Origin of the sequence: Cyanobium sp. NIES-981 (genome assembly GCF_900088535.1) — a bacterium.
Taxonomy (GTDB): domain Bacteria; phylum Cyanobacteriota; class Cyanobacteriia; order PCC-6307; family Cyanobiaceae; genus NIES-981.
On the sequence record NZ_LT578417.1, the window covers coordinates 1077384 to 1088039 of the forward strand.

Consider the following 10656-nt stretch of genomic DNA (forward strand, 5'->3'; position numbering starts at 1 on the left):
CCCCCTGACCACACTGGCCGTCCAACCCTGATAGGTTGGATCAACTTGCACCAGGCCCCGCCCCATGTTCGAGCGGTTTACCGAGAAGGCCATCAAGGTGATCATGCTGGCCCAGGAAGAGGCCCGCCGCCTTGGGCACAACTTTGTGGGCACTGAGCAGATCCTGCTGGGTCTGATCGGTGAGGGCACGGGCGTCGCCGCCAAGGTGCTCAAGTCGATGGGGGTCAACCTCAAGGACGCCCGGGTCGAGGTGGAGAAGATCATCGGCCGTGGCTCCGGCTTCGTGGCCGTGGAGATTCCCTTCACCCCCAGGGCCAAGCGGGTGCTTGAGCTCTCCCTGGAGGAGGCCCGCCAGCTCGGCCACAACTACATCGGCACCGAGCACCTGCTGCTGGGTCTGATCCGGGAAGGCGAGGGCGTGGCCGCCCGGGTGCTCGAGAACCTCGGTGTGGATCTCGCCAAGGTGCGCACCCAGGTGATCCGCATGCTCGGCGAGACCGCCGAGGTCGCCGCCGGTGGCGGTGGCAAGGGCTCCACCAAGACCCCCACCCTCGACGAGTTCGGCAGCAACCTCACCCAGCAGGCCGCCGACGGCAAGCTCGACCCCGTGGTGGGCCGGCAGCACGAGATCGAGCGGGTGATCCAGATCCTCGGGCGCCGCACCAAGAACAATCCTGTGCTGATCGGCGAGCCCGGCGTCGGCAAGACCGCCATTGCCGAGGGCCTCGCCCAGCGCATCAACTCCGGCGACGTGCCGGACATCCTCGAGGACAAGAGGGTGCTCACCCTCGACATCGGCCTGCTGGTGGCCGGCACCAAGTACCGCGGCGAGTTCGAGGAGCGCCTCAAGAAGATCATGGAGGAGATCCGGGGTGCTGGAAACGTGATCCTCGTGATCGACGAGGTGCACACCCTGATCGGCGCCGGTGCCGCCGAGGGCGCCATCGATGCCGCCAACATCCTCAAACCGGCCCTGGCCCGGGGCGAGCTGCAGTGCATCGGTGCCACCACCCTGGATGAGTACCGCAAGCACATCGAGCGGGATGCGGCCCTGGAGCGGCGTTTCCAGCCGGTGATGGTGGGTGAGCCCTCCGTGGAGGACACCATCGAGATCCTGCGCGGACTGAAGGAGCGTTACGAGGAGCACCACCGGCTCAAGATCGCCGACGAGGCCCTGATCGCGGCGGCGACCCTGGGCGATCGCTACATCTCCGACCGCTTCCTTCCGGACAAGGCCATCGACCTGATCGATGAGGCCGGCAGCCGCGTGCGCCTGATGAACTCCAAGCTGCCCCCGGCCGCCAAGGAGGTGGACAAGCAGCTGCGCGCCGTTCAGAAACAGAAGGAAGAGGCCGTGCGCGAGCAGGACTTCACCAAGGCCGGTGAACTCCGGGACCGCGAGGTTGAACTCCGCGAGCAGATCCGCTCCATCCTGCAGGCCCGCAAGGACGAGGAGCCGGGTATCGCCGAGGCCGACGGCAGCGTCGCCACCGTCACCGAAGACGGGGAGCGCTCGCCGATGGTGTCCGAAGAGGACATCGCCCACATCGTGGCCTCCTGGACCGGTGTACCCGTCCAGAAGCTCACCGAGAGCGAGTCGGCCAAGCTGCTCAACATGGAGGAAACCCTCCACCAGCGCCTGATCGGCCAGGACGAGGCGGTCAAGGCGGTGTCCCGTGCCATTCGCCGCGCCCGGGTGGGTCTGAAGAACCCGAACCGGCCGATCGCCAGCTTCATCTTCTCCGGACCCACCGGTGTGGGCAAGACCGAGCTCACCAAATCCCTGGCGGCCTACTTCTTCGGCAGTGAAGAGGCGATGATCCGCCTCGACATGTCGGAATTCATGGAGCGCCACACGGTCAGCAAGCTGATCGGCTCGCCTCCGGGTTACGTGGGCTTCAACGAGGGCGGTCAGCTCACCGAGGCGGTGCGCCGCCGGCCTTACACCGTGGTGCTGTTCGACGAAATCGAGAAAGCCCACCCCGATGTGTTCAACCTGCTGCTGCAGCTTCTGGAAGATGGTCGTCTGACCGATTCCAAGGGCCGCACGGTGGACTTCAAGAACACCTTGATCATCATGACCTCGAACATCGGTTCGAAGGTGATCGAGAAGGGCGGCGGTGGCCTCGGCTTCGAATTCTCCGGCAGCGATGCTGAAGAAACCCAGTACAACCGCATCCGCTCTCTGGTGAACGAGGAGCTGAAGCAGTATTTCCGGCCTGAATTCCTCAACCGTCTCGACGAGATCATCGTCTTCCGCCAGCTCACCCGCGATGAGGTGAAGGAGATCGCCGAGATCATGCTCAAGGAGGTCTTCTCCCGGATGGATGACAAGGGCATCCACCTCTCCGTCACCGAGGCCTTCAAGGAGCGGCTGGTCGAAGAGGGCTACAACCCCTCGTACGGCGCCCGGCCCCTGCGCCGCGCCGTGATGCGACTGCTCGAGGACTCCCTGGCCGAAGAGTTCCTCTCCGGTCGCATCGGCGAAGGGGATTCTGCGGTCGTCGATGTGAACGACGACAAGCAGGTGGTGATTCTCAAGCAGAACGCCATGCCCGCCATCCCCGAGCTGGCGGGAGCCGGGGCCTGAGCCACCCCCCTCCCTTCCCCATCCCCCCGCGACACCCCTGGCTCCCGGCCGGGGATGGGCGGGGGGATCTTCACCACTGATTCATGCCTCAGCGTTCCCGGCGCACGGCCGACCAGTCCGCCCCCACAACGTCCACGCAGGCGTCCCCTCCATCCATCCAGACCCACCGGATCGCGCCGGCCGAGGTGTTCCGTGGGGAAGGGGCCTGGCGGAAGGCCGTGCCGCGCATCGCCGCGCTCTGTCGGCGTCCCCTGCTGCTCGGCAGGGGGGAGGGCACCGCCCCGCTGCGGCAGCAGCTGGCCCATGACCTGCAGCGGGCGGGCCTGGACCTTCGCCACGAGCGCCTGCACTGGGATTGCTGCGAGACCGACCTGCAGCGCCTCAGCGCCGGCCTGAACGCTTCCTCCGGCCCGCCGGCGGTGGATGCTGTCATCGCCTGCGGCGGCGGCAAGGTGCTCGATGCCGGCAAGCTGCTCGCCGAGCGCCACGGTTTGTCCTGCATCACCGTTCCCTCCAGTGCCGCCACCTGTGCGGGCTGGACGGCCCTGGCCAACCTCTACAGCCCGGAGGGTGCCTTTCTCCAGGATGTGGAGCTGCGGCGTTGTCCGGAGCTGCTGGTGTTCGACCACGCCCTGGTGCGCACGGCTCCGCCCCGCACCCTGGCCAGCGGCATCGCCGACGCCCTGGCCAAGTGGTACGAGGCCTCGGTGAGCTCGGGAGGCAGCAGCGACGGGCTGATTCAGCAGGCGGTGCAGATGGCCCGGGTGCTGCGGGACCAGCTCTTGCTCGATGCCGAGACGGCTCTGGCGGACCCCTCCAGTGAGGCCTGGGTGCGGGTGGCCGAGGCCTGCGCCCTCAGCGCCGGGCTGATCGGTGGGCTCGGAGGAGCCCGCTGCCGCACCGTGGCCGCCCATGCGGTGCACAACGGTCTCACCCAGCTGGCCGCCAGCCATGGGGCGCTGCATGGCGAGAAGGTGGGCTTCGGCATCCTGGTGCAGCTGCGGCTGGAGCAGGTGCTGGGGCAGAACCAGCTGGCCGCCCAGGCGCGACGCCAGCTGCTGCCCCTGTTCGAGCGGCTCGGCCTTCCGCGCACCCTCAATGACCTCGGGCTCGGCCAGGCCACCCTGCAGGAGCTGCAGCAGGCCTGCGCCTTCGCCTGTGCCCCCGACTCCGACCTGCATCACCTCCCCTTTGCGGTGGGTTGCGCCGATCTGCTGGCCGCCCTGGTGAGCACCTGCAGCGGCGAGCGGAGGCCGGTGTGAACCGCCACGACGCCAGCCGCGAGCTGGTGGATCAGGCAACCCGCCAGCTCCTCGATCCCCAGGGCCGCCACCTGGCAGGCGCGGTGCAGTGGTGGCCTCTGGAAGGCTTCGAGGGGCTCTGGCCCGTGGCGGTGCTGGGGGAGGGCCCGCCCGTGCTGCTGCTGCACGGCTTCGACAGCTCGTTCCTGGAATTCCGCCGTCTGGCACCGCTGCTGGCCCAGCGGCATCGGCTGATCATTCCCGACCTGTTCGGCTTCGGCTTCACGCCGCGCGATCCGCTGGCCGAGTACGGCCCCGCCGCGGTGCTGGCCCATCTGGAGGCGCTGCTCAAGGCGCTGGAGGCCCGCGGGCTGGCCGGGAAGGGGGAAGCGGGCCAACCCTTTGGCCTGATCGGGGCCTCCATGGGTGGCGCGGTGGCCGTGGAACTGGCCCGGTGCCGGCCTGGCCAGTTCAACAGGATGCTGCTGCTGGCCCCGGCCGGTCTCACCGGACGGCCGATGCCGCTGCCTCCGGTGCTCGACGGCCTGGGTGTGCGCTTCCTGGCCTTGCCCGGCGTGCGGCGGGGTCTCTGCCGCAGCGCCTTCGCCCAGCCGGATCGGGATGTGGGGCCCGCCGAGCTGGAAATCGCTTCCCTGCATCTGGCCACGCCGGGCTGGGCCGAGGCCCTGCGCCGCTTCGCCCGCTCCGGTGGCTTCGCCGGCTGCGGCGAGCCCCTCCCACCCCTGCCGATCCAGGTGCTGTGGGGCGCCGACGACCGGATCCTGCGGCCGCCCCAGAAGCGGGCCGCCCAGGCCCTGCTGGGCGAGCGGGTGCAGGAGCTGGCGGACTGCGGCCACCTGCCCCACATCGATCAGCCGGACCAGGTGGCCATCACCTGGCACAGTCCCGAGCCGGCGCCAGCCGCCGTGGCCGCCGGGCATGGCTGAGGCGGGGATGGCTGAGGCGGGCCAGCGTCGCGGCGGCCCGGCCCTGCAGCTGCTGGCGGCGGCGCTGCGCCTCTGGATCCGCCAGCAGTGCGAGGCCATCGACCAGCTGGAGCTGGACCTGGACGGATCGGCGCTGCAGCTGCTGGGGGGCCATCTCGACGGGGTGCGCCTGCAGGCCAGGCGGGTGCGCTACCAGGGACTGGAGCTGGAGAGCGTGACGCTGCGGAGCGAGCCGATTCAGGTGCAGCTGGGCAAGGTGCTGCGGGGACAGCCGCTTCAGCTGGATGAGGCCTTCAGGATTCGCGGCCTGGTGCGGTTCACCCCGGAAGGGCTGGACCGGTCGCTGGCCCAGCAGGCCTGGCGCCCTCTGGCGGACAGCCTGGCCGAAACCCTGCTGGGCATCGGACCTCTGCTTGCAGTCACGGTGCGGCAGCCATGGCTGGTGCTGAAGGCCCGGATCCCCGGCAGCACAACCGTGCGGGAGCTGGATACTCGGCTGCAGGCCGAGCTGGGCAGCATCGCCCTGCACGCCGCCGATGGCACCACCGCCATGCGGCTGCCGATGGATCCAGCCATCACGATCGAGCGCGCCGCAGTGGAGGGCGGGCTGGTGGTGCTGGAAGGAGAAGCCACGGTGACGCCCTAGGCGCCCAGCAGCGGCAGCACCAGCGTGACCAGCGTATACACCACCGCCGGCACGAACAGGTAGCTGTCGATGCGGTCGAGGATGCCGCCATGGCCGGGAATGGCGTCGCCGGAGTCCTTCAGGCCGGCATCCCGCTTCATCATCGACTCGGTGAGATCCCCCACCAGGGCGAACAGCGCCACCACCGCGCCCAGGCCGGCACCGATCAGCCAGCCCCAGCTCCAGCCGATCCAGGTGCCGCCCACGGCGCCCACCGCCATGGCACAGGCCACCCCGCCCAGGGCGCCCTCCACGGTCTTGCCGGGGGAGATGGGCGAGAGGGGCCGCCGGCCGAAGCGGCGCCCGATGGCATAGGAGCCGATGTCCGTGGCCACGATCAGGAAGCAGGCCAGCAGGGTGAGGGCCAGGCCGGACTCGGGCAGCTCGCGCAGCTTGATCCAGTGGCTGGGCAGGAAGCCCAGGTAGAAGAGGCCGAACACCGAGGCCGCGATGTCGGCGATGGTGCCGGTGACCGGCTGCAGCAGCAGCCAGCCGCAGATCACGGCCCCCGAGGCCGGCAGCACAGCCGCCGCCACGTCGCCGGCCAGCCAGCTGCCGCCGCTGGCCAGCTGGGTGGTCACCAGCAGCAGCTGCACCGCCACCAGGGTGGTCTTGGTGGCGGGCCGGATGCCCTTGAACTGGGCCATGCGGAAGAACTCCAGCAGGCCCAGGTGCACGATCACCCCCACCGCCACGGTGAACCACCAGCCGCCGAGCATCACCACCACGAAGCCGAAGGCCCCGGCGGCCCAGCCGCTCACCAGGCGTGGCAGCGACGTGCTGGTGCGGGGCTGGGGGATCACGGCCGCTCCGCCGCGATCAGGAACAGGGGCTCGGCGGCGGCCAGCTTGGCCTGGCTGCCGCGGCGCTGCATGCGGTGCACGGTGGCCTGCACCACCTGCACGTCGCGGGCCGCCAGCTGGCCGAGGGTGTCGGTGGCATCCACCAGCCCCTCCAGGCTGGCGGTGCTGATCACCAGCCTGCCCTGGGGCTGCAGCACCCACCACACCTGCCGCAGCACATCGCCGAGGGGGCGGCCCACCTCCAGCAGCACCCGGTCCGGGGCGCCGGGAAGGGAGGCCAGGTCCTCCGGCGCCGCCCCGGCATGGATGTGGAGGTTGGTGATCCCGAAGCGCTGGCGGTTCTGCTCCAGCAGCACGATCGCCTCGGGGTCGCGCTCCAGCGTGTGCACCTGACCCCGCGGCATCAGCCGGGCGATCTCAAGCGCCAGGGCGCCGGTGCCCCCGCCCACATCCCACACCAGGGAATCCGCCCGGGGGCGCAGGTGGGCCAGCAGCATCACCCGCAGTTCCATCGGCGTGGGGCTGAACCCAGGGGCGGCCGCGAAGGCGCCATCCGGCAGGCCGGGGGTGACGAAGTCCCACTGGTAGGGCGGGGCCGAGGACGCAGCACTGGGGTCGTCGATCACCGGCCGGGTCTTCGGAACAAGCGGGGCAGCTCAGGGTGGCACGGGAGGGCGCGCCATCTGGAGCCGACAGGCCGGGAAGAGCCCCGGGCCCGGAAGCTCCGCATCACCCAACCACCACGTTCACCGTATCAGCGATCTGCCCCGGCCAGAGACGCCGCTGCTCCTGCAGCCAGGCGGCCCTGGCCGCATCCAGGCGCTCCCCGGGGATCAGCAGGGGAATCCCCGGCGGGTAAGGGCAGAGGGGTTCGGCGGCGATCCTGCCGGCCGCCGCGGCCAGCGGTACCGCTTGCGAAGGGGCACGCCAGGCCGCGGCGATCGCCTGCTCGGGCTCGGCCACCCGCGGCAGGGGCGGGGCCGCGAACGGCGGCAGCGGGTCGCCACCCAGGGCCCTCCGCAGGCCAGCCAGGGCCCGGGGAAGCTCCCTTACCACCCGCCGCGGTGGTGCCGTGCCAAGGCAGAAGGTGAGGGTGCCGGGCTCGGGCAACTCGGCGATCACCCCCCGGGAGAGCAGCCAGGCATCGGCCACCAGGCCGTTGACCCCGAAGGCCGCGGTGTGCACCACCAGCCGCAGCGGATCCTCACCGTGCACCAGAGGCAGGCCGAGCTCGCGGCAGCGGCGGCCCAGGCGATCAGCGATCCCCAGGGCGCGGGCCCGCTGGCGACGGCCGGCGGCACTGCAGCCGTGGCGCAGGCTCAGCGCGGTGGAGTGCAGCAACAGGGCGCTGGGGCTGGAGGTCTGCAGCCACAGCAGAGACCGCTCGAGCGCGGCGGGATCCAGCCGCGGCCCCTGGGCCAGCAGAGCCGCGCTCTGGGCCAGCCCCCCCCCGCTCTTCTGGCAGGAGAGCACCACCAGGTCGGCACCGGCGGCCACGGCCTCCCCCTGCCCATGGGCCTGGTCCACCAGCAGCGGCAGACCGGCCCCGTGCACCAGCTGGGTCAGGCCGCGCAGATCGGCGCCAAACCCCTGATACGTGGGACTCACTACCGCCACCGCCGCCAGCGGACCGCCGGCCAGGGCGTCCGCCAGGGACCGCTCCAGCCAGGCCGGTGACGGGGGCAGCCAGAGCCCGGTGGCAGGGTCGAAGGGCAGGCTGAACAGCACGGGCTGCAGCTGGCCGAGCACACAGGCGTGCAGCAGCGAGCGGTGCAGGTTGCGGGGCAGCAGAACCCGGCTGCCGGGGGGCGCCAGGGCCAGCAGGGCCGCCTGCAGCAGGCCACTGGCGCCGTTCACCCCGAACCAGCAGCGCTCCGCCCCCAGCAGGGCGGCGCAGGCCCGCTGCTCCTCGGCCACCAGGCCCTCGGCCTCGAGCGGACCGCCGATCTCCGGCAGCTCCGGCAGGTCCCAGCTGCCCGGCCTGGCGCGGAGCAGGCGGACCAGGCCCGGCGGCAGGCCGCGGCCACGGCCATGGGCCGGCAGGTGCAGCACCAGGGGGTCGGAGGCAGACAGGCGCGGGAACAGCGTGGGGAAAAGCCGTGCAGGGCGGCAGCAGGGGAGCGGGAGGGATGGAGCGCTCCTGACCCCTCACCGGCCGGGGTTCCTAGAGTCTGCCCACCCAAACGACCACAGCCTTGACCATTGCTGAGAGGCCCGCTGGGGCGCCTCCGGAGCCTCCTGCCTACGACCCCCGGGCCGATCGCCGCTGGTTGCTGGCTCGTCCCTGGATGTTTCTCGGCAGGCTGACGGCCGTGCTCTGGCAGCTGACCAGCCTCGCCCTGGTGCTGGTGGTGCAGGCCAACAGCAGCGACCGCCGCGTGCAGCAGCGGCTCGGCAAACGCATCCTCACCACCCTCACCAACCTGGGCCCCTGCTTCATCAAGGTGGGCCAGGCCCTCTCCACCCGCCCCGACCTGGTGCGGCGGGACTGGCTCGAACAGCTGATCCAGCTGCAGGACAACCTCCCCGCCTTCCCCCTGGAGGTGGCCCTGCGCACGATCGAGGAGGAACTGGGCGCTCCGGCCAGCACCCTGTTCGCCAGCTTCCCGGACTACCCGGTGGCGGCCGCCAGCCTGGGCCAGGTGTACAAGGCCAGGCTCGACAACGGCCACTGGGTGGCGGTGAAGGTGCAGCGTCCGGACCTGCCGCACATCCTGCGGCGCGATCTGGTGATCATCCGTCTGCTGGCGGTGCTCAGTGCTCCGCTGCTGCCCCTCAACCTGGGCTTCGGACTCGACGAGATCATCGACGAGTTCGGCCAGACCCTGTTCGACGAGATCGATTACCGCAAGGAAGCCGACAACGCCGACCGTTTCGCGGCCCTGTTCGAGGACCATCCCGAGGTGACCGTGCCCGCGGTGGAGCGCAGCCTCAGCACCCGTCGGGTGCTCACCACCAGCTGGATCCACGGCACCAAGCTGCAGGAGCGCCATGTGCTCGAGGCACGCCATCTCGACCCCACCGCCCTGATCCGCACCGGGGTGGTGGCCGGCCTGCGCCAGCTGCTGGAGTTCGGCTACTTCCATGCCGACCCCCACCCGGGCAACCTCTTCGCCCTGCCGGGCCGCACCGGGCCCCTGGGCCATGTGGCCTACGTGGATTTCGGCATGATGGATTCCATCAGCGACGCCGACCGCCTCACCCTCACCGGCGCGGTGGTGCACCTGATCAACAGGGACTTCCGGGCCCTCGCCCAGGACTTCGTGGCCCTGGGCTTCCTCAACCCCGACGCCGACCTCGAGCCGATCATCCCCGCCCTGGAGGAGGTGCTGGGCGGCGCCCTGGGCGAGAACGTGGGCAACTTCAACTTCAAGGCGGTCACCGATCGCTTCTCGGAGCTGGTGTTCGACTACCCCTTCCGGGTGCCGGTGCGCTTCGCCCTGATCATCCGGGCCGTGGTGAGCCAGGAGGGACTGGCCCTGCGGCTCGACCCCGACTTCAAGATCATCCGGGTGGCCTACCCCTACGTGGCCCGGCGCCTGCTGGCCGGCGACACGGCGGAGATGCGCGACAAGCTGCTCGAGGTGCTGTTCGACAGCAATGGCAGGCTGCAGATCGAACGGCTGGAAAGCCTGCTGGCCGTGCTGGAGAACGACGGACCAGGGCCCGATCTGCTGCCGGTGATGGGCTCAGGCCTGAAGCTGCTGCTGGGACCCGAGGGCGACAGCCTGCGCCGGCGGCTGCTGCTCACCCTGGTGCGTGACGACCGGCTTCACACCGAGGATCTGCGGGCCCTGGCCAGCCTGCTGCGGCGCACCTTCAGCGCCCGCAAGCTGGCCGGTGGGCTGCTGGCCAGACTGAACCCCCTGGCCGCGGCCTAGGGTCACCCCCACCCTTCCTGTCGTGCCGTGATCGACCCTGCGCCCATCGACCTGCAGGACGCCAGCCTCGATGCGGCGAGCGGGTTCTACGGCGACCTCGACCCCAGCGAGATCCTGCTGGAGTACGCCCCGCTGATCGAGCCGCCCTATCTGGTGGCGGGGGTCGGCCTGGCCATCGGCGTGCTCTGCGGCCTCACCTTCGCCCGGCTGGTGCAGGACCGCCTCGAGGGCTGGAAACAGGACCGACTGGCCCTGCTGCCCCTCGGCACCGCCAGCACCACCGTGCCCTACATCGGCGTGGTGATCGGTGTGACCCTGTTCATCGGCGGCAGCCTGCAGGTGTTCGGCTTCTCCTCGGGGGCGGCCCTGCTGGTGTCGTTCGTGCTCTCGATCGGCACCGCCGGAGCGCTGTGGGCCCAGCTGGAGCGGCTCATGACCCAGGTGGAGAACGGCACCTTCAGCGCCGTGGATTTCGACAACTTCGACCAGTTCTTCTGAGACCAGTTCTT

9 protein-coding genes are annotated in these 10656 nt (G+C 70.5%); 6 read left to right on the top strand and 3 right to left on the bottom strand.

Annotated features, from left to right (window positions below):
- Positions 1–64: 64 nt before the first annotated feature.
- The 4 genes from CBM981_RS05460 to CBM981_RS05475 all read left to right on the top strand — a co-directional run bounded on the left by CBM981_RS05460 (position 65) and on the right by CBM981_RS05475 (position 5424).
- Positions 65–2590 carry an ATP-dependent Clp protease ATP-binding subunit gene (locus tag CBM981_RS05460; protein ID WP_087067590.1) on the top strand — a complete coding sequence of 842 codons (2526 nt, stop codon included), beginning with the start codon at positions 65–67 and terminating at the stop codon, positions 2588–2590.
- Positions 2591–2673: 83 nt separating this feature from the next.
- Positions 2674–3852 (top strand): iron-containing alcohol dehydrogenase, encoded by a 1179-nt coding sequence (locus CBM981_RS05465; protein ID WP_087067591.1) that lies wholly within the window; start codon positions 2674–2676, stop codon positions 3850–3852.
- Positions 3849–4778: an alpha/beta fold hydrolase gene (locus CBM981_RS05470; protein WP_087067592.1), complete on the top strand. Its 930-nt coding sequence runs from the start codon at positions 3849–3851 to the stop codon at positions 4776–4778. Before CBM981_RS05465 ends, CBM981_RS05470 begins: the two co-directional genes overlap by 4 nt.
- Positions 4779–4785: 7 nt before the next feature.
- Positions 4786–5424 (top strand): DUF2993 domain-containing protein, encoded by a 639-nt coding sequence (locus CBM981_RS05475; protein ID WP_087069221.1) that lies wholly within the window; start codon positions 4786–4788, stop codon positions 5422–5424.
- Here the strand turns inward: CBM981_RS05475 and CBM981_RS05480 are convergent.
- From CBM981_RS05480 to CBM981_RS05490, 3 genes are all read right to left on the bottom strand, one after another.
- Positions 5421–6266 (bottom strand): phosphatidate cytidylyltransferase, encoded by an 846-nt coding sequence (locus tag CBM981_RS05480; protein WP_087067593.1) that lies wholly within the window; start codon positions 6264–6266, stop codon positions 5421–5423. The two genes, CBM981_RS05475 and CBM981_RS05480, sit on opposite strands and share 4 nt — an antisense overlap.
- Entirely contained in the window at positions 6263–6892 is a 630-nt protein-coding gene (cbiT, locus tag CBM981_RS05485) for a precorrin-6Y C5,15-methyltransferase subunit CbiT (protein WP_087067594.1), read from the bottom strand. Before cbiT ends, CBM981_RS05480 begins: the two co-directional genes overlap by 4 nt.
- Before the next feature lie 103 nt (positions 6893–6995).
- A complete protein-coding gene (locus CBM981_RS05490) occupies positions 6996–8318 on the bottom strand; it encodes a lysine decarboxylase (RefSeq protein WP_225867548.1) in 1323 nt (440 codons plus the stop codon).
- Positions 8319–8554: 236 nt separating this feature from the next.
- Between CBM981_RS05490 and CBM981_RS05495 the strand changes: the two genes are divergently transcribed.
- Both CBM981_RS05495 and CBM981_RS05500 read left to right on the top strand, forming a co-directional pair.
- Positions 8555–10147, top strand: a complete 1593-nt coding sequence (locus tag CBM981_RS05495; RefSeq protein WP_087067596.1) for an AarF/ABC1/UbiB kinase family protein — start codon at positions 8555–8557, stop codon at positions 10145–10147.
- Between the two features lie 27 nt (positions 10148–10174).
- Positions 10175–10645 (top strand): hypothetical protein, encoded by a 471-nt coding sequence (locus CBM981_RS05500; RefSeq protein WP_087067597.1) that lies wholly within the window; start codon positions 10175–10177, stop codon positions 10643–10645.
- Positions 10646–10656 lie beyond the last annotated feature (11 nt).

Coding starts and splice junctions, on each gene's coding strand:
- CBM981_RS05460 (WP_087067590.1), top strand. CDS start 65: ATGTTCGAGCGGTTTACCGAGAAGGCCATCAAGGTGATCATGCTGGCC.
- CBM981_RS05465 (WP_087067591.1), top strand. CDS start 2,674: ATGCCTCAGCGTTCCCGGCGCACGGCCGACCAGTCCGCCCCCACAACG.
- CBM981_RS05475 (WP_087069221.1), top strand. CDS start 4,786: ATGGCTGAGGCGGGCCAGCGTCGCGGCGGCCCGGCCCTGCAGCTGCTG.
- CBM981_RS05495 (WP_087067596.1), top strand. CDS start 8,555: ATGTTTCTCGGCAGGCTGACGGCCGTGCTCTGGCAGCTGACCAGCCTC.